This is a genomic window from Undibacterium sp. 5I2 (assembly GCF_035019605.1).
In the GTDB taxonomy this organism is placed as follows: domain Bacteria; phylum Pseudomonadota; class Gammaproteobacteria; order Burkholderiales; family Burkholderiaceae_D; genus Undibacterium.
The window spans coordinates 88,849-112,951 of sequence record NZ_JASJVS010000006.1 but is presented as its reverse complement, the minus strand read 5'-3'; the positions used below and the strand labels follow the sequence as shown (position 1 = coordinate 112,951).

General features: G+C 54.3%; 19 protein-coding genes. 10 read left to right on the top strand and 9 right to left on the bottom strand.

What is annotated here, in order from left to right; all coding sequences use genetic code 11:
- Nucleotides 1–26 precede the first annotated feature (26 nt).
- From QN359_RS04205 to QN359_RS04170, 8 genes are all read right to left on the bottom strand, one after another.
- The gene (locus QN359_RS04205) at nt 27–2,762 is read right to left on the bottom strand and encodes a response regulator (protein ID WP_322249731.1); all 2,736 of its coding nucleotides are present in this window, start codon (nt 2,760–2,762) and stop codon (nt 27–29) included.
- Nucleotides 2,749–3,798, bottom strand: a complete 1,050-nt coding sequence (locus tag QN359_RS04200) for a chemotaxis protein CheB (RefSeq protein WP_322249730.1) — start codon at nt 3,796–3,798, stop codon at nt 2,749–2,751. The genes QN359_RS04205 and QN359_RS04200 overlap by 14 nt, the downstream gene beginning before the upstream one ends.
- A 7-nt stretch (nt 3,799–3,805) precedes the next feature.
- Nucleotides 3,806–6,037: a hybrid sensor histidine kinase/response regulator gene (locus QN359_RS04195; protein WP_322249729.1), complete on the bottom strand. Its 2,232-nt coding sequence runs from the start codon at nt 6,035–6,037 to the stop codon at nt 3,806–3,808.
- 34 nt (nt 6,038–6,071) lie between these two features.
- Nucleotides 6,072–7,541, bottom strand: a complete 1,470-nt coding sequence (locus tag QN359_RS04190; RefSeq protein ID WP_322249728.1) for a methyl-accepting chemotaxis protein — start codon at nt 7,539–7,541, stop codon at nt 6,072–6,074.
- Nucleotides 7,542–7,586: 45 nt separating this feature from the next.
- The gene (locus tag QN359_RS04185; RefSeq protein WP_322249727.1) at nt 7,587–8,618 is read right to left on the bottom strand and encodes a chemotaxis protein CheW; all 1,032 of its coding nucleotides are present in this window, start codon (nt 8,616–8,618) and stop codon (nt 7,587–7,589) included.
- Nucleotides 8,618–9,997, bottom strand: a complete 1,380-nt coding sequence (locus QN359_RS04180) for a CheR family methyltransferase (protein WP_322249726.1) — start codon at nt 9,995–9,997, stop codon at nt 8,618–8,620. Before QN359_RS04180 ends, QN359_RS04185 begins: the two co-directional genes overlap by 1 nt.
- 195 nt (nt 9,998–10,192) lie before the next feature.
- Complete coding sequence (locus QN359_RS04175; protein WP_322249725.1) at nt 10,193–13,927, bottom strand: AAA family ATPase; 3,735 nt, start codon at nt 13,925–13,927, stop codon at nt 10,193–10,195.
- Nucleotides 13,924–15,195, bottom strand: coding sequence for an exonuclease SbcCD subunit D (locus QN359_RS04170; protein ID WP_322249724.1), 1,272 nt, complete (start codon nt 15,193–15,195; stop codon nt 13,924–13,926). The genes QN359_RS04175 and QN359_RS04170 overlap by 4 nt, the downstream gene beginning before the upstream one ends.
- 176 nt (nt 15,196–15,371) lie before the next feature.
- Between QN359_RS04170 and QN359_RS04165 the strand changes: the two genes are divergently transcribed.
- Together QN359_RS04165 and QN359_RS04160 are read left to right on the top strand one after the other, a co-directional pair.
- Nucleotides 15,372–15,725, top strand: coding sequence for a FlxA-like family protein (locus QN359_RS04165; RefSeq protein ID WP_322249723.1), 354 nt, complete (start codon nt 15,372–15,374; stop codon nt 15,723–15,725).
- 143 nt (nt 15,726–15,868) lie between these two features.
- A complete protein-coding gene (locus QN359_RS04160; RefSeq protein ID WP_322249722.1) occupies nt 15,869–16,183 on the top strand; it encodes a hypothetical protein in 315 nt (104 codons plus the stop codon).
- Nucleotides 16,184–16,266: 83 nt separating this feature from the next.
- On the opposite strand, the gene QN359_RS04155 is transcribed toward QN359_RS04160, so the two are convergent.
- Nucleotides 16,267–16,410: a hypothetical protein gene (locus QN359_RS04155; RefSeq protein ID WP_322249721.1), complete on the bottom strand. Its 144-nt coding sequence runs from the start codon at nt 16,408–16,410 to the stop codon at nt 16,267–16,269.
- Here QN359_RS04155 and QN359_RS04150 point away from each other — a divergent pair.
- The 8 genes from QN359_RS04150 to QN359_RS04115 all read left to right on the top strand — a co-directional run bounded on the left by QN359_RS04150 (nt 16,409) and on the right by QN359_RS04115 (nt 24,103).
- Nucleotides 16,409–17,833, top strand: a complete 1,425-nt coding sequence (locus tag QN359_RS04150; RefSeq protein ID WP_322249720.1) for a sodium:solute symporter family protein — start codon at nt 16,409–16,411, stop codon at nt 17,831–17,833. The two genes, QN359_RS04155 and QN359_RS04150, sit on opposite strands and share 2 nt — an antisense overlap.
- Nucleotides 17,834–17,926: 93 nt before the next feature.
- Complete coding sequence (locus QN359_RS04145) at nt 17,927–18,220, top strand: FmdB family zinc ribbon protein (RefSeq protein WP_322249719.1); 294 nt, start codon at nt 17,927–17,929, stop codon at nt 18,218–18,220.
- Between the two features lie 36 nt (nt 18,221–18,256).
- Nucleotides 18,257–18,862, top strand: a complete 606-nt coding sequence (locus tag QN359_RS04140) for a DUF502 domain-containing protein (protein WP_322249718.1) — start codon at nt 18,257–18,259, stop codon at nt 18,860–18,862.
- A 67-nt stretch (nt 18,863–18,929) separates the two neighbouring features.
- On the top strand, nt 18,930–20,735 hold the full coding sequence (aspS, locus tag QN359_RS04135) for an aspartate--tRNA ligase (protein ID WP_322249717.1): 1,806 nt from the start codon (nt 18,930–18,932) through the stop codon (nt 20,733–20,735).
- A 330-nt stretch (nt 20,736–21,065) separates the two neighbouring features.
- A complete protein-coding gene (locus tag QN359_RS04130; protein WP_322249716.1) occupies nt 21,066–21,539 on the top strand; it encodes a cache domain-containing protein in 474 nt (157 codons plus the stop codon).
- Between the two features lie 128 nt (nt 21,540–21,667).
- Complete coding sequence (nudB, locus tag QN359_RS04125; protein ID WP_322249715.1) at nt 21,668–22,126, top strand: dihydroneopterin triphosphate diphosphatase; 459 nt, start codon at nt 21,668–21,670, stop codon at nt 22,124–22,126.
- A 10-nt stretch (nt 22,127–22,136) separates the two neighbouring features.
- The gene (locus tag QN359_RS04120; RefSeq protein ID WP_322249714.1) at nt 22,137–22,946 is read left to right on the top strand and encodes an endonuclease/exonuclease/phosphatase family protein; all 810 of its coding nucleotides are present in this window, start codon (nt 22,137–22,139) and stop codon (nt 22,944–22,946) included.
- On the top strand, nt 22,946–24,103 hold the full coding sequence (locus QN359_RS04115; protein ID WP_322249713.1) for a phospholipase D-like domain-containing protein: 1,158 nt from the start codon (nt 22,946–22,948) through the stop codon (nt 24,101–24,103). Before QN359_RS04120 ends, QN359_RS04115 begins: the two co-directional genes overlap by 1 nt.

Below are 24,103 nucleotides of genomic sequence, written 5' to 3'. Positions count from 1 at the left end.
CTGCCTCTCTCGGTGAAATGGGTCGGTCAGGAAACTGGCCGGGGTGTGAGCTCCGCTTGAAATTCTTGTTCGAGCTGGGCCATCAGTGGCGTCAGTTGCGCGGTCAATTGCGCTAGCAAGGGCGTGATTTGATCTTCGCTAGCCGCGCTTTTGAACGCCAGTTCAAGCGCGGCGGCCAGCGGCTGTACCGCTTCGGCACCGGCGTAACTGGAGGTGCTGTTGAGGGTATGCGCAAGCCGTACAGCGGTGTCGATGTTTTTATCTTGCCAGGCGCTCATGATGTCGGCGGCGGTAGTTTTTTGTGACTCGAAATATTTGCGCAGGATGGAGCGATAAAATACCGGCTTGCCCATGCACAGACGTAAGCCTTTTTCAATATTGAGCCCGCTGATATGCAGCGGCAGTCCGGCGCTGTCGTGCCGCGGAGTGGTGCTGGCTGCAACGCTGACAGCGCTTGGCGCGTACGTCGGTAACCATTGCAGCAAACTGCGCCAGAGTAAATCGGGATCGATCGGCTTGCTGATGAAATCATCCATGCCGGCTGCCTGGCAGGCATCGCGATCGCTTTGCATGGCATTCGCGGTCATGGCCAGAATCGGTGTGCGTGGCCGCGTTTCTTGCTGACGAATCGCGCGCGCGGCGCTGACCCCATCCATCACCGGCATTTGCATATCCATTAGTATCAGATCGTACTCACCTGCTAATGCCATGCGCACGCCGACCGCGCCGTTTTCTGCCACGGCCACGTGCAGACCTTCAGACTCCAGCATTTCACATGCGATTTGCTGGTTGAGTTCATTGTCCTCCACCAGCAGAATGCGTTTACCGCGCAGCGTGGTCATTTCTTCACTCTGTACGCCGGTCTGCGCTGGCGCACTGCCAGTCTGATCGCTGAGCACTTTGAGCACGACATTAAACAGTTGCGATGCTTGCACCGGTTTGATGAGGATCTGCTCGATGCCTATGCTTTGTGCTTCGGCTTGCAGTTCGCTGCCGTCATAGGCCGTCACCATAATGATTTTCGGTGGCGGCAGCAGGCCCATGGCGAGGATCTGTTGGGCTGCCATCAAACCATCCATTTCCGGCATTTTCCAATCGATGAAAATCACATCCGGCACTTTTCCTTGCGCCTGTTGCTGGCGCAATGAGTGCAGCGCCGCCGCGCCCGAATGCACCGCCTCGGTCTGGAATGACATGGTTTCGAGTAAATCTTGCATCACCTCGCGCGCGCTTTCGACATCATCGACGATCAACATGCGTCGCCCCTGTAAAATCGGCTGTGGCTTGAAGTGCGTATCAGCGTGCGCGGCAATCCCCAGGCGCGCCGAAAACCAAAAGGTGCTGCCGACCCCCTGCGTGCTTTCGACACCGGCATCGCCATCCATCAGTTGCGCCAGTTTTTTAACAATCACCAAGCCCAAGCCGGTACCGCCGTATTTGCGCGTGGTGCCGCTATCGGCTTGTTGGAAAGAATTGAATAATTTACTGATTTGCTGTGGGCTCAAACCAATCCCGGTATCTTGCACGGCAAAATGCAGCAGTACTTGTTCGGCGCTGTGTTCGCGCACGCGAATAATGACCTTGATGACGCCGGCATCGGTGAACTTGACGGCATTGTTGGCATAATTAATCAGCGCTTGCGCCAACCTGGTCGGGTCGCCCAGCAAATGCTGTGGTACCGCTTGGTCGATATCAAATACCAATTCCAAACCTTTGGTGGCGGCTTTTTCATTGATCAGGTTGGCGACATTGTCGAGTACTTTTTCGAGCATGAAATCGATCTTTTCGATATCGAGCTTGCCGGCTTCAATTTTGGAAAAGTCGAGAATGTCGTTGATGATGCCGAGTAAGTGTTTGCCCGCACCTTGAATTTTATTGAGATAATCCTTTTGCTTCGGGCTTAACTCGGTTTTCTGTGCCAGGTGGGAGAGGCCGATGATGGCGTTCATCGGCGTGCGAATTTCGTGGCTCATGGAAGCGAGAAAGTCGCTTTTGGCCAGGGTCGCCTGTTCCGCCGCATCGCGTGCCTGTTCCAGATCTGCATAACTCAATTGCAGCTGCGCGGTGCGTTCGGCCACGCGCATTTCTAGCTCACGGTTGAGCGTGACGATTTTCAATTCGGTCTCTTTATGCTTGGCCACTTCCGCCGATAATTCGCTGGTACGCACGGCGATGCGCTGTTCCAGACCTTCATTGGCCAGCCGTATCGTTTCTTGCATGGCTAATAATTTTCGATTATTTCCTACCGCTGTCTCGTAGACCGAGAGCAGCAGACTGAGCATGGCTTGTGGCTCGCAACGAATGAAATGCGGTTCGCCACAAAAAAATACCGGCACCCCCTCGGCACTTTGCGCGGGCGTGGCCAAGTGCCGACTCAAGAGCATGTATTTGATACGTGACAGTAAATCTTCGGTGTCATACGGTTTGGTGAGGAAATTATCGGCCCGACAGGCCAGGCCTTTGATGACGTCACTGTTTTCGGTCAGCGAGGTCAGTAAGATCACCGGAATATCTTGTAACTGCGGTGCGCTTTTAAGGGCGCTGCACAATTCAAAGCCGTTCATACCCGGCATATTGATATCGCTGATGACGATGGCTGGGTTTTCCCGCTGCGCCATGGCCAAGCCTTCGCTGCCGTCTTTTGCCAACAGCACTTGGTAGCCGGCCGCGAGCAGTACGCGTTTGAGCATGATCGCCTGAATATTACTGTCTTCGACGATTAATACCGTGGCACCCGCAGTGCCGGATTCAAGTGAGGTCATGGACAGGACTCCTGCATAAGCTTATCAGTTGGGCAGCGATGTCCCTGAGTGGCAGAATCATTTTTGCCGCCCCAAGTTCAATCGCCTGCGCCGGCATGCCGAATACCACGCTGCTGGCGGCATCTTGGGCAATCGTCATGCCGCCAGCTTGGCGTACGGCCAGCATGCCAGCGGCACCGTCGTTGCCCATACCAGTCAGCAGGACGGCGATGACGCTGGCACCATAGCGCTCAGCCGCCGATTGCATGCTGCTGCTGACAGATGGGCAGTGGCCATCGCGGGCATGGCCGCTGCCAATGAGGAAGCGACCGGCGGCGTCGAATTCGAGTTGTCGTTTTTCTTGCGGAAAATAAACTTGTTTATTGGTCGGCCGCGCACCGTCTTGCGCAGCGCTGCAGCGGAAGCCCGATTTTTCACTCAACCAGACCATGAAGCTATGTAAAAAACCATCGCTGATATGCTGCACGCAGACGATGGGCAGGGGAAAATCGGCCGGTAATTGCTTGAGTACGGCGGCCAGCGCTTCCGGTCCGCCAGTGGAGGCACCGATCACCAGCAGGCGGTAGGCCAGGCCACTGCTGACTGGCAGTGCTGCCGGCGCAGCAGCAATCGAGCGCGGACTCTTACGAAATACATGGACGCCGGCGATGATGCGGATTTTACTGATGAATTCCTGCTTGGCATGCTGTTGCTCGTCGGTGAATTGCCACTGAGGTTTGCCGACACAATCGAGCGCGCCGGCGGCCAACAATGCGCGCATCTGTTCGCCGTCGAGCTGCGCACTGCTGCGCGCTACCAGTATCGGCAATGGGTGGCGCAACATAATTTTTCGCAGCAACCCTTGGCCATCGCGGCTGGCGAGCAGATAATCAGCGCACAGCACATCGGGTTCGTGGCGCGCAATGAGCTCAAGCGCCTGTGCGCTGTCGCAGGCGCAGGCGAGGAATTCGATATCGCTGACATCGCTCATCAGGCACTGAAAATTGTTCAATGCCAGGGGCGTATCATCGGCCAGTAACACGCGAATTTTTTTCACACTTATCTCAAATCAGTCGGTGTAAGGTATCGAGCAGCAGACTTTGTTCAAACGTCGCCTTGGAAATATAGGCATTGGCACCGGCATCCATGCCGCGCTTTTGATCGGCTGCGCTGGCTTGCATGGTGACTAAAATGACAGGCAACTCGGCAAAGCGTTTGTCGGCACGAATTTTTTGCGTCAACATCAGTCCATCCATATTGGGCATATTGATATCGCTGACCACCGCTCGGAAGGCTTGATTTTCCAGCTTACCGTAAGCGTCAAGTCCATCGATCGCCAGCACCACCTGATAGCCACCGGCTTCGAGTATGCGCTTGAGTTGTGCGCGCGTACTGAGGCTATCTTCGGCCAGTAAGATCAGGGACGGTGCAGCGACAGCGGCATTACTGTCTTGCGAAGAGAATTGCTGTAATTGCGCCAGAAAATCAGGCGGATGCAAGACCATGCACACCTCACCGCTGCCGAGTATGGTGACGCCGGATAAATCATTAATTTTTCGCAGTAACATGCTTTGCGATTTCAGGACAATTTCCTGTTCATCCAATAATTCGTCGACGATCAGGCCGATGCGCTCGCCATCGACCTGCAAAATAATGCAGGGTGCATGGGCATCCGCCAAGCGCGCCGGCTGGTTGGCGGCTGGCGGCAGGAAATCGGCGCGATGAAATTGCAGTAAATTTTTCAAACGTGCCGCGGCGATGGCGACGTCATCAAACATCAGCACTTGTTGTCCATCGATGGTAAACAATTGCTCGGGTCCGATATGACAGGATTTTTCGACATACTCGACCGGAATCGCATACTTGACCGCTTGATCGACGATGATCAGCACGCGCGAAGTGGCCAGCGTCAAGGGCAAGTCTATGCTGATGCGACACGATACGCCAGGCACCGAGGCCACCGTCACCGTGCCTTTGAGGCGCACGACGTTGGCGCGCACCACATCCATGCCGACGCCGCGGCCGGATACATCAGAAATAAAATTACTGGTAGAAAAACCCGGCATGAAAATTAAATTCATCACTTGCTCATCCGCGAGGGCGGCGATTTCCGACGCCGGCATCAGATTTTTTTTCAAGGCTGAACGACGAATCGCTGCCAGATCAAGACCGCCGCCATCGTCTTCGATATCGATGCGTATGGTGGATGACAATTGTTGCGCCCGTAACTGTATTCGCCCGCACGGCGGTTTGCCAGCAGCACTGCGCTGCTCGGGCGATTCGATGCCATGATCGACCGCGTTTCTCAGAATATGCATGAGCGGGTCTTTGATCTCTTCGAGGATGCGCTTGTCCGCCGCGATTTCCCCCCCCTCGATGCTGAGGGTGACTTCCTTTTTGCATTCCCGTGCCAGCTTCCTGAGCATGGTTTGAAACAGCGAAAATATCGTCGACAAGGGCAGCAAGCGCGCTGCCCGAATGCCATCTTCTAGCTCGCCGGCGACGAAGTTAAGGCGCGTACTGTCTTCCGCCGCGGCATTGACGAGATGCTCGACTGATGCGGTAAATTGCATCGATAACAGCGCCAAGGCTGGATTATCGAAGGCCATTCTGCGCATTTGCAAGCCCAGCTGTTCCCATAGGGTTTGCAATTCTTCGAGTTCGCGATGGCGTTGTGCGATGCGCACTTTAGCTACCGTCAGTTCGCCGGCATGCGTCATCAAGGTATCGAGTTTGCGGGTTTCTACGCGGATAGTCTCGATCACGAACTGCCCGGCGCTGGCCTTTTCATTGAGGATGGCGCTGCTGACGTTGAACAACTCATCGATCTGGGTCGGTGCCACTTCGACGCTGGCCTCGGCCTGGGTGACCGTGCTGTGTGAGGGCGTGCTGCCGGGCGCGCTGGCCGCAGTCGCGCTGCTGGCAAGCGGCTTGAGCGACTCGACAATCGCGTTGACATCGACTTCGGCCGCGACGCCGCCGACGGCCTCATCGACCAAGCGCCGTATCGCCTCGAGCGACTGATACATACGGTCGATCAGCATGCTGCTCAAGTCTTGCGTACCGCTGCGCGCATGGCCGAGAATATCTTCGAAGCGATGGAAAATCCGCTCGATGTCGAGCAGGTCAAGCATGCGTGCCGCTCCTTTGAGGCTATGCGCTTCCCGAAACAATTCTTCCAGCAGTGCACTATCGGCAGGATTTTTTTCCATGCGCAGCAAACCGCTTTCGATCGCCTGTAAATGTTCCCCGCTCTCGATGCGAAACAGATCGCGCATCTCGCCATCAGCTATCATGACTACTCCCATCGCTACGCTTTGCTATGCGCAGTCAAATAATTTTTTTCAATTGTTGATTGGTAGCTTCCAAATTCTCGATCGCCATCTTGGTCTGACTCAAACCCAGTGCAGTTTCGCGCGCCCCGGCGTTCATGGTATTGGCGGCGCTGACTACTTCGGCAATCGCCACTGTTTGTTGGCGGGCATTGAGCGCACTTTGCTGTGAGCTTTGGAATACCAGGTTGCTGATGTTGGAAATCGATTCGAACAAGTCATTGACTTGCATGACGATGCTCATCACCGCTTCAATATTGCGCGAGCCTTCCTCAGTGCGCATGATGGTGGTGTCCGAGGCTTTTTGTATGCCGGCGACGATGGCCTTGGCTTGCTCGGCCGATTTTTTACTCTCCACCGAGAGCTTGCGCACTTCGGTGGCGACGACGGAAAAGCCTTTGCCGTGTTCGCCGGCACGCGCCGCTTCGACGGCAGCATTGAGCGCTAACATATTGATCTGATTCGATAAATCCTTGAGCAATTCGGTGATGCTGCCGATTTGTCCGGTCTGTTCCGACAGCGATAAAATTTGTTCGGCGATGGCGCTGACTTTAAGTTTGAGGCCATTCATCGCTTCCACTACTTGACGTACCGCATCATTGCCATCCTTGGTCATGGTGCTGGCATTTTTTGCCATTTCGGCGGCGCTGCCCGATTGCTCGGTCGATTGGCGCGACGAGACCGCCAGTTGCTCAAGTGTGGTGGTGATTTCATTCGTCATCGCCGCTTGTTGGCTGGCAGTACGCTCATGCTCGATGATGGTGGCAGCAATCTGTGAGGAACTCGTGGCTGCCGCCGCAATCCCGATGCCCATGCTGCGCGCCACGCTGCGTATCAAGACGAAGGCGGTGAGCAAACCGATAAGGGCGGCGCTGACGCTGACGATGATGATCAAGTGATGTACCGCGGTATGGGTGTCGACCGAGGCTTTGACGGCTTGCGAGATCGCTTCTTTTTCGAATTGAAAAAACTTTTCTATGCTCTTGATGTAAACCAATTGCCGTGGCCGCGTGTCATCGAGCAAGGTTTTTTTTGCTTTGACAAAATCTTTGGCACGTATCTGCTTTGCATATGTCGCTTCCGGTTCCAGATAGGCATTACTGGCATCGACGATGCTCTTGAATAAGACGCGGTCGGGGCTGTTTGCTTCCAATTCCACGTCTAAACTTTTGAGCATTTCGCTGCGTCGTTGTATCTGCGTGTCGAGCGATTTCAACTCTTCGTTGATGGCATCGCTGTCGCTGAGGATGAGCATATTGCGCGTATGACGCGCGCTTTGCAAGACACTCGTTTCCAATTCTGCGGCAAAGACGATACGCGGTACTTGATCTTCACTGATGTTGACCAAGCTGCCCTTGAGATCATTGAGACTGATCAAACTGACGGCACCGATGGCGGCAGTCATCAACAACATGATCGCAAAACCCAAGGTGATGCGGGTCGACATTTTCATGGTATTAAAATTCATCACAGACTCCCAGAGAGGTGCAGCAATACTGAAAACCGTCCGCCTTCAGGTCTGATCGACCACCAGCGTGTTACTACTCAATAAAGCCGGCAAGTTGAGCAGGCTCATAGCCTTGTTGCGATACTCGATCGTGCCGATGAAATAAGCGAGTGCTTCCGGATGCGCCGAAGCCGGTGCATCGACGACGTCCTCGTTATTGATCGCAACGATATCGTCCACCTCATCGACCGCGATGCCGACGGTGATCGCATCGACCACGCAGACGACGATTTTGGCATTGCGTTCAAACTGTGCGGTCGGCATGCACAGGCTGCTGCGGATATCAATCACCGTCAGAATATTGCCGCGTAAATTCATATTGCCCAGCACATGCGGCGGGCAATTCGGCAGCGGTACCAAATTTTTACTTCGGGTAAATTCGGTGATGTAAGCAATCTCGAGTCCGAAATATTCGCGACCGAGAAACACGGCGGCGAACTGGCGTCGCGGCAGGCTCGAATCCGTGTTCTCGCCAGCAATCAGTTCTGCCGCCCGTTGTTGTAGCAAGCGTAAGCCGACGGCGTCGAAATCCGTCGCAGCGGGGCTGATCTCGGCCTGTGTGATGGGCGTATCGTGAGTGGGCATCCATGCAGTTGCTCCAGCGCGTAATTGCAGTAATAAATCCGCATCGAGCAGGCTGATGATGCGCAGACCCACACGCGCCATGCCAGCGACCAAACCAGGGTGAGACTGACGCGCGGCTTCCCATTGCGGCGGCTCATCGATATCGGCACTATCGATGAGGATCACATCGGAGACTTCATTGACGATGATGCCGATGCTACCGCTGGCATGTTCCAGTACCACCACGGCATCATTGAGACTGCGCGCCTGGGCATGGCCACCGAGTAATAATTGCAGATCGAACAGCGGAAGAATCGTGCCGCGCAGATTGATCACGCCGGCAACGTAAGGGGGGGCATTGAGCAAGCTTTCCATGGCTGGTAAGCTGAATGTCATGGACACGCGCAGCGCTTCGATTGCGTACAATTGCTGGCGCAAACTGAAGAGAAAATAAAGATTGCCGGATGCATGCATTATTTGCCTCGCGTCATGTCGCCGTTGAATTTGTTCAGGGTATGCAATAGATCCGCTACTTTCAACTCTTCGTAAAATGGCACGATGGCATCGTCGGGCAAGACCCGCAGAAATTGTCCGATCAATTGCAACAGTTTCTCTGCCGCAGCATGGTTACCCTCTTGGCGATGTAGATGAAATAGCTCGATATGTGCTGCCAAGAAATGCGGATCGAGGTAGAGGCTTTTATCCAGAAATTTTTTACTATCTTCGCGCCGGCCCTCAATGACGGCGATCTGTGCGAGAACGAAATACGGCGCTGCTGCTGCAGCATCGAGGGTAATTGCGGTTTCGCAAAAACTGCTGGCTTGACGATACAAGCCCAGATTGGCTGCGTGTTTTGCTTGCGCCAATAAGGCCGTTAGCGCCGTGCTGTTACTGGTTTTACTAGCAGCTTGCGGCGGTGCTAAGGCAGCGTGGTGGGCGATGCGTGCCATCTGCGTCGGCTTGGGGATAGGCTTGGGTAAGGGCAGCGGATTTTGCGCTTGTATCGTTTGCATGGCCGTTGTTGCTGGCTCGCGCCGATACACGATCAAATCATTGAGCCATTCACTGCGCAAACCGGCTTGATTGAGGAATCCGAGTTCGGTATGGCCGGTCATCAGGTAACCGTGCTCAGATAAACAGCCGGCCAGTTTTTGTGCGACTTTCCCTACCGTTTCCGGATGAAAATAAATGAAGGCATTGCGGCAGACGATCAGATCAAAATCACACAAATCCACCGCCGAGTCAGGGAACTGATCTTCGACCAAATTGCCGTAAGTAAATTGCACCATATTGCGCAGGTCGGCAGCGATTTCCCAGCCTTCCGGATGCGGGGTAAAGTAGCTTGCTTGCAGTAAAGGATCGACCCGACGAAATGACCATTGACTATAGATACCGCTGCGCGCTTTGGCCAACAAAGTTTGATTGATGTCGGTGGCGAGAATGTGAATATCCCAAGCCGGTCCCGGACATAATAAACCTAACAATTGTTGCAGCAAAATGGCAATCGAGTAAGCCTCTTCACCGCTGGCGCAGGCCGCGCTCCAGATGCGCAAACGGCGCTCTGAGCGACGCCGTTCTATCAGTGCTGGCAACAAGTGTTCTTTGAGCAGCGCGATCTGGCTATGGTCGCGAAAAAAATAGGATTCCCCGGTCGTGAGCAGGTCGAGCAAGGGCTTCCAGATGGCCGAGGAAACCGCTGCCTCGGCTAATTGCCTATGCCAATTTTGTGCGCTGCAGTAGGGTGGACGCAATTGGGCAATGCGCGCCGCCAAGGCGCTGCTATCATGTTCGCGAAACAGCAATCCTGTGCGTGCTGTAACCAAATCCATCAGATCGCTGAGCCAATCTTTCATCACAGACACACCTCAATGGTTGATCAATTTTATTTTGAAAACAGCACTGCCATCGAAATAATTATAGATTGATCTAACTCAAAAAAATCTGGCTCAGGGTAGAGTTTGTATAAATAAAACAACTGATTTTGTTGATATATTTTTTGCAAAAGTTTGTTTGTATACTGCGCGTCACATTCGCTGTCGCTGGTGTTTTTAAATCACGGCAACACTGCTTTTTCCTCCGGCTGTTTTCTGTACATTGATGCGTGTGCTGATCCGTTCCGTCATTTCTTGCACGTGCGAAATAACACCGACTTTGCGCCCCAAAGCTTGCAAACTATCGAGCGCATCCATGGCTACCCGCAAGGTAGCGGCATCGAGACTGCCAAAGCCTTCATCGATGAACAGCGACTCGACTTTGACACGATTACTCGACAACGATGCCAGCGCCAGCGCCAGTGCCAGCGAAACTAAAAATGATTCACCGCCCGACAGCGAATGTACGGAACGCACTTCATCGCCCATATCCTGATCGATCACCATCAAGGACAAGCTATGCACAATGCGTTGCAAGCGGTAACGGCGTGCCAGTTGCTGCAAGTGAGAATTTGCATAGGCGAGCAAAATATCGAGCGTGATTTGCTGGGCGTAATTTCGGAATTTTTTCCCATCGCCGGAACCGATGAGTTCATTGAGCTGATTCCACACATGGCAACGGTCCTGTTGCAATTGCATGGCTTCGAGTAAGTCTGCCGCCTGCAAGCGTCGCGCATCATCTTGTGCCGCCGCCAGTTGATGGCGATTCAACTGCTGCCAAACCAACTCACGTTCTTGTGCCAAAGTAAGCAGCGCGGCTTCCACTTCGGCCACTTCACTCGTGCCACCGTCGGCATTCAAGGGGCGTGCCGCCTGCTGCGTAAGCCAGAGATTGCGACGTTCTTGCCAGATGGTATGAGCTTGCAGGCGCGCTTGTTTGATCGCTTGTAAAGCCGCGCGTTGTTGCGCCAGTTCGGCTTTGTCTTGGCTCAGTAAGTTGCGTAACTGTGTTTCATCAATTGGGCTTGGCTGTGCCGCGAGCCAGTCGGTGAGCGCGCTCGCTGCCTGCTCGGCTTGCATTTGATGCGCAAGCAATAAAGCCGTCTGTTGCGCCTGTGCTTCGCGCTGACGGCTCAATTGCAAGCGGCTGGTATCGCGAGTGGCGACGGCGCTCGCCAATCCGGCGGCGGCATGTTGTACCGCTTGCTGCAAGCCTGCGCTGACGGTCGCTATCGACACGCCATCAAACAAGGTCGTGCGTTGCCCACGTAAGGCTTGTAACGATGTCGCGCTGCTTAGTACGGCGGCGCGGGCGCTTTGTTCCGCGTCGGCAGTATTTTCCTGCTGCACGACAAGCTGGGCCAAGGCATGGCGCAAGCTGTCGATTTGTGCTCGCAATTCTTGTTCCAATTGCAGTTGTCTTTGCCAATTGGAAACCTGTTCCAGGCAACGTGCATGAAATGCCTGCGGCTCGGCTTGCCACAGCGCACGCCAATCGCCATCGTCCGGACCTAAGCCCTCGTGCTCGAAAAGCGTTGCCAAATTGCTGAGCAAGTATTCCACGCGCGCGTGTTGCGCATGCTGTTGCTGCTCGAGGTGTTCGATCAAACTCTGGGTTTTTTGCAACTCTGTGGTGGCAGCATGCTGGGCCGCAGCGGCATCGAGTTGCTGTTGCAAGGCTTGTTGTTCTTGCCCTTGTGCGGCTAAATGCGCTTGCGAAGTTTGGTGGTAGGCGGCTTCGATTTGCCGGTGGTTTTGCTGCTTTTCAGAGAGTGCTTGGTTTTGTTGCTGCAAGGCTGGAATTGCCGCTGCTGCATCGAGGCTGCAAAAGCCTGGATGCCTGAGCCAAGTTTGCTGTTGTGCTTGCAAGCTCGTATGTAGACCGAGTAACTCTTGACGCAAGTTGCTGGCCAATTCAGTTTGTTGCTGATACGCGCTTTGATTTTGTCCTTGCGCAGTATGGGCACTTTGCTGTTGCTGCCGACATGATTTTAATTGCTCACGCAAGAGCAGGAGCAATTCATCCAAGGCCGGGGCACTGTCGCGATATGGATGCGCCGTTGCGCCGCAGACCGGGCAGGGGGCATCGTCGCACAAGTCGGCACGCAGTTGCCGTACATCAGCCGCTGCTGCCGTTTCGGCGCTGCGCAGTGCGCGTTCGGCTTGTTCCACCGCCGCCTGCAAGTCGGGCAGACGTGCTTGTGCTGTTGTCGCAGCCAAGCTGGCCGCTTGCGCCGCTTGCTCACTCTCAGTCAGACGGCGCTGCAGCGCGCCGACTTGCACACCGAGGTGATTGATTCCTTGCACCAACTGGATGGCGCTGTGCAATTGTTCGCGCTGTTGTTCATCGTCGGCGCGTTGCGCTTGCAATGCCGCGAAATCATACGCCTGTAAAGCGTGGGCCTGCGCCGTGCGTTGCTCGGTGGCGGTACGCACTGCGGCGCTGGCCAGCGCCACTTGTTGTTGTGTTTGCTGTAAGGCACTGTGTTGCGCCGCAGCTTGTATGCGCGCACCGCTGAGGCTGGCAAGCTGTTGTTGTAATTCACGAGAAAGGCTGGCAGCTTGCTTGAGCTCGCTGTCGGCAACCGGCCATTGGCGGGCCAGAATCGCCAGGTTGGCATGCTGTTCGCGCCACGCGCTGACGGCGAGCAAACGCTTGGCGAGTAAGGCTGATTCCTGTTCGTGGCCTTGTAAGTCTTGGCGTACTTTTTTGTGTGCCTCGGTCGATATGGCTTCTGCTTGCTCAAGCGTTGCATGGACCGGTAGCAAAGTGGCAATGCGGGCATCCAATGCTTTGGCTTCATCAAGTGCACCGGCGGCGGCATGCTGTTGTTGTTCTGCCGCTTGTAGCGCTTGCTGTGACGCATCGCTTGCCCTGGTGTGCACCGCTTCCTCTGCTTCTGCTTGCAATAAGAGAGCGTGGCCAAGGCTGATTGTTTGCTGGTCGCGCAGCAATTCTTGTCGCAAGCGTTCGCACTCTGTCAACACCGGGCGGGCACTTTCCACCGCATCAATGGCGTCGAGTTGCTGCTGTCGTGGTGCTGCATCGCTACATGCTTGCTCGCACTGCTGCAAAGTCAGAGCGGCACTATGCTCGTGGCTGGCCAAGCGCACACCATCATGATGCCAGCTTTGTTGTGACAGCAAGCTTTGCCTCTGTAAATCGAGCTGCTGCAATTCTTGTTGTGCCGTTTCGCGCGCCGCGTCGATGCTGGCGCGCTCGGTCGGCGGCAAGGGGGCATTATCGGCCAGACGAGTATGGAAACGTTCCAGTGCCGCGCGCTCTTCTTTGGCACGGGCAAAGGCATTGATTGACAAGCTGGCATAGAGGGCGGTACCGGTTAAGGTTTCCAGCAGCAAGCCACGCTCATCCTCGTCAGCTTTCAAAAAACTGGAAAATTCATTTTGCGCCAGTAATACGGCGCGTGTGAACTGGGTGAAACTGAGGCCGATGCGTTTCTCTATGGCTGCCTTGATTTCGGTCTTGGTGCCACCTATGGCTTGCATCTGCGGTAACTGATGCAATTGCATGGTCGTCGGTTGCAGACTGCCGCTGGCCTTGTTGCGTGAGCGACGCACACTCCAACGGGCACGGTAATGCAGGCTGTCGTTACCAACGAAATCGACCTCGGCATAGCCATCACCACAGCCGCGCCGTAACAGGTTACCGGTATCTTGCTGGGTGACTAATTCTTTGCCATCGGGTAGCTTGCTATTGCCCGCTTTGAACAGCCGTGGGGTATTTTCATACAAGGCCATGCACAAGGCATCGAGCAGGGTGCTCTTGCCGGCACCGGTAGGGCCGCTGATGGCGAACAATCCGGCCGAACGCAAGGGCTCTTGCTCGAAATCGACGGCAAACTCACCGGCCAGCGAGGCCAGATTTTTTCCGCGTAGTGCCAGAATTTTCATAGCGTGCTCCGTTCGGTGGTGAGCAATAATTCGGCAAACGCTGCGTGCAATGCTGCTGGCGTTTCCGCTGCATAGTGTTGCTGATACAAACGTTCAAAAATATGTTCAGGTTGCAATTGCGCCAGATCTTCCAGCAGCACCGCTGGCGCGCCGTCAGCCTGTTGTTGTACAAAGCTGATATCGATTTTGGCCAGCCGCACTGCTTTGCCTTCGAGTGCAGTTTCTATCGCACTGCGTAAGCCCGGTTCCGGTGCTGTCAACTTGACCCGCACTTCTAAATACGGCTGTAATTCGAGCGCTATGTCTGACGGCACATCGAGCGCGGTCAAGGCCACCAATACCTGTGCCAGCGGGGCCGGTTGCCGCGGTACGCGCAACAAGGCGACCGCGCGCGGCACCGGCAAGGGCGTCACCACGCTCGTGCCGTCACTGGCCAAATCGACCCGTAGTACTTGGTGTGGATAATCGATTTCGGCAAATGATAAGGGTAGCGGACTGCCGCAATAGCGCAGATGCGCTTGCCGCGCGACTTGTTGCGACAGATGCAGGTGGCCGAGCGCGGCATAGGCGATATCGCTGTCGAACAAGGCTGCCGATAAGGCCTCGCTGCCGCCGATGACAATACTGCGTTCCGATTCAGCAGAAATTTCCCCGCCCACCATGTGGCAGTGACCCATCGCGATCAAAGGCTGCGCAGCGCTGCGCAGGCCGCGCGCATGGGCCGTTGCCTGTTGGTAAAGCAAGGCGATGCCGGCCAAGTAAGGGTCAGGCGCTGCGGCAGCCTGCGCCTCAGCCTCAGCTGTTGGCGCGGGCAGACGCGGTACATCGCCGGGACGCAGAAACGGCATGGCAATGCACCAGGCAGCAATACTGCCATCTGCCTCATGCAGTGGCACGACCAAGCGTGCGAGCTCGATTGCGCCAGCGGCATCGCGCGGCACTGCACCGATCACATGGATCTGCATGCCTTCGAGCAGGGGCAGCGGCGCTTCCAGTCGCCCCGGCGAGTCGTGATTGCCGGCGATGATGACGATATCGAGCTGCGGCAGGGCCGCCTTGGCTTGCTGTAAGAAACGATAAAATTGCTTTTGCGCCGAAGCTGAAGGGTTGGCGGTATCAAAAATATCACCGGCGATCAGTAAGGCGTCGACGCGCTCGCGCACCAGCGTTAGCACCAGCCAGTCCAGAAACGCCTGGTGTTCGGCGGCACGTTCGAATTGATGCAGGGTTTGACCGATATGCCAGTCAGAGGTATGAATGAAGCGCACAGAGTATCCTTGGAGTCAAACGGAGAGCGAAGGCTGCGCAGCTGAAATCCGCGCCTTCCTCAAAAAGCTCGCTGAATATAACGCACAAGTGCGTTGTTGATAAGTGTAAGCTTTCGCCGACCATCACGACCAAGACTGACAGCGGTATGCGCTGCCTCATTTTTCCGGAGAAAATCATGGTCGATGCGATCACCAATACCTCGGCCAGTGCCGCCGCTGATACCAGTAAGAGTGCGACTGCCGCAGCGGGCGGCGGGGCCAGTTTACGCGCACAGTTGTCTCAATATCAACATCAACTGTCCGATTGTGTCAATTGCGATTCGGCCAGTACTACCGAGGGTAAGGCACAGATTGCTGAAATTTCCGCCAAGATTGCCGCTGTCAAGCGCAGTCTTGAGAGCGCGGCAAGCAGTGCAGCGCAGTCAGTCAATCCGGCTCATGTCGTGGCCAACACGCAAACCGCTGCCGCCGTCAAGCCGCCGCTGGCGGCTAACTTGACGGTCGGCGTGCATATCGATTTATATTCCTGAGGGCATGTCATCAAACTGTAATATTTTGTATCAAAGTAACAGTATTTAACAAAAATCTCTACTTCAAGGCTAAAATGAAATAGTGTCGCATGCAGAGATTGCACGCCGCGCATCCTATTTTTTCATTGGAGGATGGGAGTTTCATGAAGTCATTCGATCAAGACCGATTTGGTTTTGCACAAACGCATTTGTTAGCCGCAAAAAAAACTGCGCAACAAGCTGCCAAACGACAAAAGCAAATGTGGTACAGCTATGTACCTACGCGTAAAGAAGTTGCTACCTTAAAATTTGAACAATTAGCCCCCATGCTGACCGGCTGGATGTGCAACAGCGTCATGGAATTGATTCCAAGCCGCATGCAGATTGCACAAGTCATTGAAATACTGCTGAAGCGGCCGGACGCGACGGTATTTTCACCGCTGTTACGGATGTGTGAAAACTATGTCCATGGTGCCTGATTAACAGATTAACAGCTTGTCGTCGGCACGCGACTGGCGCGCGAATTGCCCTTAAATTTTCTTGCAACAGCTCGATTTCTCCTTCAAACTCCTGCAATTATTGCAGGGTGCTTGGTCATCAAGGCGGCGCTTGTCGCACCGTTCCCGACCCACCAGCCTTGCGTTTGGCATGCCCGCAGCAGTTTTGATGCGGGTTTTTTATTGACACCATTGCTAATCATTTCCATGAATACTCTCATTGGCTTCGTCATTCTGTATTGGGTCATTTCGGTAGGCATAGGTCTGTATGCCGCTCGTTTCGTGAAGAATAGCAAAGATTACGCCGTGGCCGGCCGCTCCTTGCCGATGTATGTTGTTACCGCGACGGTGTTTGCCACTTGGTTTGGTTCCGAAGCCGTGCTCGGTATTTCCTCGACCTTTCTGAAGGAAGGTTTGCGCGGCGTGGTGGCTGACCCCTTCGGCTCGTCCCTGTGTCTGGTGTTGGTCGGTTTGTTTTTTGCCAAGCCGCTATACCGCATGAATCTGTTGACGATAGGCGATTACTACCGCAATAAATTCGGCCGCTCGGTGGAAGTATTGGTCACCCTGTGCATCGTCGTTTCGTATTTGGGTTGGGTTGCGGCACAGATCAAGGCGCTGGGCTTGGTCTTTAACGTGGTGTCGGATGGTTATATAGAAATGAACGTCGGCATGGTGATCGGCGCGGCCAGTGTGCTCATTTACACCTTGAAGGGCGGCATGTGGTCGGTGGCGATCACTGATTTTTTGCAAATGATCATCATTGTCGTGGGTATGATTTACATAGGTTGGGAAGTGTCCGGGATGGTCGGCGGTGCCGGTACGGTGATTGCGCATGCCGCCAATGCCGGTAAATTTGAATTCTGGCCAGCCCCGAATGCGCGTGACATGCTGTGGTTTTTTGCCGCCTGGATTACCATGATGCTCGGTTCAATTCCGCAGCAAGACGTATTCCAGCGTGTTGCCTCATCGAAAAACGAAACCATCGCCGGCCATGCCTCGATCTTGGGCGGTGTCTTGTATTTCTGCTTCGCCTTTATTCCCATGTTTCTCGCCTACTCGGCCACCTTGATCGACCCTGAGATGGTCAATCGCCTGATCGACAAAGACAGCCAACTGATTTTGCCTACCTTAATCATGAACAAAGTACCAATGCTGGCACAGGTGATGTTCTTCGGGGCCTTGCTGTCAGCGATTAAAAGTTGTGCAAGCGCAACATTGTTGGCACCATCCGTCACCTTCACCGAAAACATCCTCAAACCGTTCTTCCCCGAGCAAAGCGACCGCCAATTTTTGCGCATGATGCGCATCGTGGTATTGCTTTTTACGGTGATCGTGACCATCTTTGCTATGCATACCGAGTCGAGCATCTATAAAATGGTAGAAAATGCTTATAAGGTCACTTTAGTGGCTGCTTTCGTGCCGCTGGCCTTCGGTCTGTACTGGAAGCCGGCAACCGCGCAAGGCGGCTTGGCTTCCATCGTCTGTGGTCTCGTTTCTTGGGTGGCGCTGGAGATGCTCTATCCCGAAGGCTTTTGGCCACCGCAGTTAGTCGGTGTAGTCATGAGCATGGCCGGTATGCTGGTGGGTTCTTTATTGCCACAATTTTCGCGCAAAGCGGCGCTGATCTGAGCAGTTGCAATCGGCCCGCATGATGCGATGCGCAAATTCTGCCCAAAAACCTTTATAATCAAGGGTTTTCATCCGATTTTTTAAGGCGAGAGTATGCCGATTTACGCTTATCGTTGCACCGAGTGTGGTTTTGCCAAAGATGTATTGCAAAAAATATCTGACGACCCACTCACTGAATGTCCAACTTGTGGCAAAGCCACATTTCAGAAACAAGTTACTGCCGCCGGCTTCCAGCTCAAAGGTTCGGGCTGGTATGTCACCGATTTTCGCGGTGGCACCGGCGGTGCTGGCGCTACCTCCGCACCGGCAACTGCCGGCGATGCCGCTGCTGCGCCCGCCGCGGCTGTCGCCACGCCGGCTGTTACCAAGAGCAGCGAGCCGAGCTGAGCCCGGCGCGCTTTTTCTGATCCATCCATTGAACCTATGCGTAAATACTTCATCACCGGCTTGCTGATTCTTGTTCCCTTGGCTATCACGCTGTGGGTACTGCATGCCATCATCAGCACGATGGACCAATCCTTGTTGCTGCTGCCACCAGAATGGCGCCCTGAGAAACTGGTTGGCTTCCAAGTGCTCGGCATCGGCTCTATCCTGACCTTACTGATCATTTTCGTTACCGGCTTGTTGGCGCAGAACTTCATCGGTAATTATGTGGTCAAAGGCTGGGAAGCCTTGCTCAATCGCATACCCATCGTCAATTCAATTTATTCCAGCGTCAAGCAAGTCTCGGACACCTTGTTTTCTTCGTCTGGCAACGCGTTTCGTAAAGCGGTCTTGATCGAATACCCGCGTGCCGGTTGCTGGACTATCGCCTTCTTGACCGGCGTGCCGGGTGGCGATGTGGCCAATTATTTGCAGGGCGACTATGTCAGCGTGTATGTTCCAACCACGCCTAACCCAACCTCAGGTTTTTTCCTGATGTTGCCGAAAGCCGAGGCTATCGAACTCGACATGAGTGTTGATGCCGCCCTGAAATACATCGTGTCCATGGGTGTGGTGGCGCCCGATCTTGCACCACCAAGCAAATAAGTGTGTGCCGGTGCAGCACACCGGCATCCCCAAAAAAACATTATTAATTTTCAATACAGGTAAGAATATGTCCATGCGTACCCATTACTGCGGCCTCACTACTGAGGACTTACTCGGCCAAACCGTCAGCCTGTGCGGCTGGGTGCATCGTCGCCGCGATCACGGCGGCGTGATCTTCATCGATCTGCGCGATCGCGAAGGTTTGGTACAAGTGGTCTGCGACCCCGACCGTGCCGACGTGTTTGCCGCTGCGGAATCGGTACGCAATGAATTCTGTCTGCGCATTACCGGCATCGTGCGCGCACGTCCGGATGGCACTACCAATGCCAACCTGAAATCAGGCAAGATCGAAGTGCTGGCGCACAATGTGGAAATCCTCAATCCTTCCGTGACGCCGCCGTTCCAGCTCGACGACGACAATTTGTCGGAAACCACTCGCTTAACGCACCGCGTGCTCGATCTGCGCCGTCCGCAAATGCAAAACAACCTGCGCCTGCGTTACAAGGTCGCCATGGAAGTTCGCAAATTCCTCGACGCCAATGGCTTCATCGATATCGAAACACCGATGTTGACCAAATCGACCCCAGAAGGTGCGCGCGATTATCTGGTACCGTCACGCGTGAATGCCGGTGAATTTTTTGCTCTGCCACAGTCGCCGCAATTGTTTAAACAATTGCTGATGGTGGCCAACTTCGACCGCTATTACCAAATCACCAAATGCTTCCGCGATGAAGATTTGCGCGCCGATCGTCAACCTGAATTTACCCAGATTGATTGCGAAACTTCGTTCATGTCTGAACAAGAAATTCGCGATATGTTTGAAGGCATGATACGCCTGGTGTTCAAAAACACCCTCGACATCGACTTGCCTGATCCATTTCCAGTGATGGAATTCGCCGAAGCGATGGGCCTGTATGGTTCCGACAAGCCGGACATGCGCGTCAAGTTGCAATTCACCGAATTGACCGAAGTGATGCAAGATGTCGACTTCAAAGTCTTTTCTGCTGCCGCTAACTTGCCCAACGGCCGCGTGGTCGGTTTGCGCGTACCGGGTGGTGCCAACATGCCGCGTTCCGAAATCGACGCTTACACCCAATTCGTTGCCATCTACGGCGCGCGCGGTCTGGCTTACATCAAGGTCAATGAAAAAGCCTTGGGGCGCGATGGCTTGCAATCACCTATCGTCAAAAACTTGCACGATGCTGCTTTGACCGCGATACTGGAAAAAACCGGTGCCCAAGATGGCGATCTGATTTTCTTCGGTGCCGACAAAGCCAAAGTGGTTAACGATGCCATCGGTGCCTTGCGCGTCAAAATCGGTCACAGCGTGTTCGGCAAGGCCAATGGCTTGTTCGAAGATGCTTGGCGTCCGCTGTGGGTAGTCGACTTCCCGATGTTTGAACATGACGAAGCCAATAACCGCTGGTCGGCCACGCATCATCCGTTCACGGCACCGAAAGATGGCCATGAAGATTTGATGGAAACCGATCCGGGCAAGTGCATCGCCAAGGCTTACGACATGGTCTTGAACGGTTGGGAACTCGGCGGCGGTTCGGTGCGTATCCATCGTGCCGACGTGCAGAGCAAAGTGTTCCGCGCGCTTAATATCAGTGATGACGAAGCGCAATTGAAATTCGGCTTCCTGCTTGACGCCTTGCAATACGGCGCGCCACCGCACGGTGGTCTGGCCTTCGGTCTCGATCGTATCGTTACCATGATGACCGGTGCCGAATCGATCCGCGACGTGATCGCTTTCCCGAAAACCCAGCGCGCGCAGTGCTTGCTCACGCAAGCGCCATCGGCTGTGGATGAAAAACAATTGCGCGAACTGCATATTCGTTTGCGCGCTGCGGAGCCGGTCATTAAAGGCTGAGTTTGCTTGCTCGATCTAAAAAAGCGACGCCTGGCGGCGCTTTTTTTTTGACTAAGTTCAACGAAGTAAAGCTTCAACAAGCTTTTTCCAATATTGCATAGGGCAATTGCCATGGTCGCGCGTTCTTTACCAAATCTGCCCTTCCTTAAGTGTGACGATAAGGCATCAAGCGCTTTGAGCATGAAACAAAACGCAAAAAAATAGCGCACTGATACATTGCGAAGCAGCAATGTCAACTCTTGTGTCCTTGGTCTTGTTGGTTTGCTGGGCATGCTATAAGCAATTAGCAAGCATGGTTTTTTTGTATTTACCCTACAGCAAGGAAGTAACATGACATCGTTCTCACGCATTACACTGCTGGCCGCCATCGCGTGCCTGGCCAGTTCGGCTGTGTCAGCCGCCGACCATGGCAGCGAAGCCGAAGTACAGGAGATGGTGAAGAAGGCGGTCGCCTTGGTGAAGTCAGTTGGGCCAGAAAAGGCTTATAAGGCGTTTACTGAGCATCCTGATGGGGCCTTTAAACACAAAGATCTGTATGTCTTCGCTTATGATTTCAATGGCGAGTGCATTGCGCAAGGGGCAAACCCTAAAATGGTCGGCAAGAATTTGCTTTCTATTAAAGATGTCGATGGCAATGCCTTCGTCAAGGGCATGATTGATTTGGTCAAAGCCTCAGGCAAGGGGTGGTACGGACCCTACAAATTCAATAATCCAGCCACCCAGACGTATGAATTGAAAAAGTCTTACTGTGAGCGCGGTGCCGGTGACACCATGTTGTGCGTCGGAACTTATTTCGAAAAATAATTTTCCCGTCCGTCGAGCCTGCCGGTGTGCGCCCCTTGCGGCGCGTACCGGCTTTTTTTTTGCCTGAACCAGTGCTTTCCAGAAAGAGACTAGAATAGGGTTTTGCCATTTATTCACTCATGTTAACTATGCCGCAACACAAAATTCCCGAATCGGTTCTCGTTGTCATTTATACCCCACAATACGATGTATTACTGCTCGAACGCGCAGATCATCCCGGTTTCTGGCAATCGGTCACCGGTTCCAAAGATATGGAAGACGAAGCATTGCGTCTGACCGCGGTACGCGAAGTTGGCGAAGAGACGGGTATTGATGCAGATCAATTCCAATTGAACGATTGGCAGCTTTCTCATGTCTACGAGATCTATCCGCGTTGGCGGCATCGTTATGCCAGCGGGATCACGCATAATACCGAGCATGTGTTCGGCTTATGCGTTCCGACCCAAGTTGCGGTGCAACTGGCCCCACGCGAGCATTTGCAATATCAGTGGCTGAGTTGGAAAGAGGCGGCCGATAAGTGTTTTTCGGCATCGAATGCAGAAGCGATTTTACAATTGCCACAGCGAAACGAGCACAAGATAATTTGACAAGGACGGCATGCAACTGCGAATCGCGACCTATAATATTCATAAGGGCGTCAGCGCATTCGGGCGACAGACGCGAATTCACAATATCAAAGAGGCGGTGATGGCGCTCGATGCCGATTTGGTGTTCTTACAGGAAGTGCAAGGCCAGCATGATCACCATGCGCGGCGTCATGCCTTGTGGCCGCAAGCGGGGCAGCATGAGTATCTGGCTGGCGATTCGCACCATTTTGCCTATGGAATGAATGCCATTTATGAGCATGGCCACCATGGTAATGCGCTGCTCAGTCGTTTTCCTATTGCTTCACAAGTCAATCATGACGTTTCCGATCATGCCTATGAGCAGCGTGGTATCTTGCATGCGGTGGTGCAGGCCGGTGCCGCCGAGGTCCATTGCTTTGTCGTCCATCTGGGCCTGTTTGCCGCCAGTCGGCGCCGCCAAGTGCAGGCGCTGATCGCCACTATTGCGCGCGATACCCCGGCCGATGCACCGCTGATCATCGCCGGTGATTTCAATGATTGGAGCCAGAGTCTGAGCGCGGCCTTGTATGAACAGCTCGGTGTGGTGGAAGCCTTCGATGTTGGTGGTAAGCTGGCGCAGGCACCGTTTTCACGCAAAAGTATCAGTCAATTTTTTTCCGCTGCCAGTGCCCCCCATGCGCGCACCTTCCCTGCCGGTTTGCCTTGGCTGTGTTTGGACCGGATGTATCTGCGCGGTTTTCAAGTCCGCGATGCACAAGTGCTCAAAGGTGCGCCGTGGGACAGTTTGTCCGACCACGTACCGATTACCGCCCATCTCGAGTTGTTGTCGACCGTGCGCTGATGAGCAAGTTTCATTACATCGACGGTAATGATGTGCAATTGCTGCATTGTGGCGGTGAATATTTTACAGCCTTGCTGGCAGCAATTGATGGTGCGCATCGTCAGGTGTATCTGGAAACGTATATCTTTGCCCACGATGAAACCGCTGCACGCGTACGCAATGCCTTGATTGCGGCGGTACAGCGTGGCGTGATGGTGCGCGTGGTGATTGATTGGCTGGGCAGCGGTCGTGTCGCTGCCGAACGGCTGGCGCGCGTCTTGCACGACGGCGGGGTTGCTTGCCGTTGCTTTAATCCTTGGTTCGGACACGGGCTGGCGCGCACCCACAGAAAAATCTGTGTGGTCGATATGGGTTTGGCCTTCGTCGGCGGTCTGAATATTATCGACGACCATATTTCCGACGACGGGCGCGAGCAACTGTTACCGTTTCCACGCTGGGATTTTGCCGTGAAGCTGGTCGGCCCCTTGGTGCCGCATGTGCATTTTGAAGTCGAGTCGCAATGGCGTCGCACCGGTCGCTTGGGCTGGCTGACGCGCATTGAGCTCATGCGCGATTTGAGCAAAGATGCCACGGTCGCGGCGCAAAGCAGCGCGGCGCTGGTGGTGCGCGATAATTTGCGTAACCGCGTGACGATACAAAAAGCTTACTTGCATGCGCTCGGCAAAGCGCATACACGGGCGATTTTGGTGACGCCGTATTTTGCTCCCGGGCGTAAATTCCGGCGCGCTCTGAGCAGCGCGGCAGCGCGCGGAGTCTCGGTTACCTTGTTGATCGGGGTAGGCCAGTTTGCCCTGCAAGATGCCGTTACCCATTCGTATTATCCGAAATTGTTGCGTAATGGCATACGTATCGTCGAATACCGTAAAACCCAGCTGCATGCCAAGGTCGCCGTGGTCGATGATGATTGGTCCACGGTCGGTTCGAGCAATGTCGACGGGCTTAGCTTGTTTTTGAATCACGAAGCCAATCTTGTCATCCGCGATCTGGCGTTTACCAATCGTCTGGCCGGCGAACTGGAAAAAGGCGTGGCCGATGGGGTGGAAGTGTTATTGGCAGATTACGCCAATCAACCATGGCAGCGCCGCGCTTGGTATGGCTTTGCATATCTGGTGTATCGCGGCATGATGCGGATTTTGACGTTCGGCAATTATGGTTAG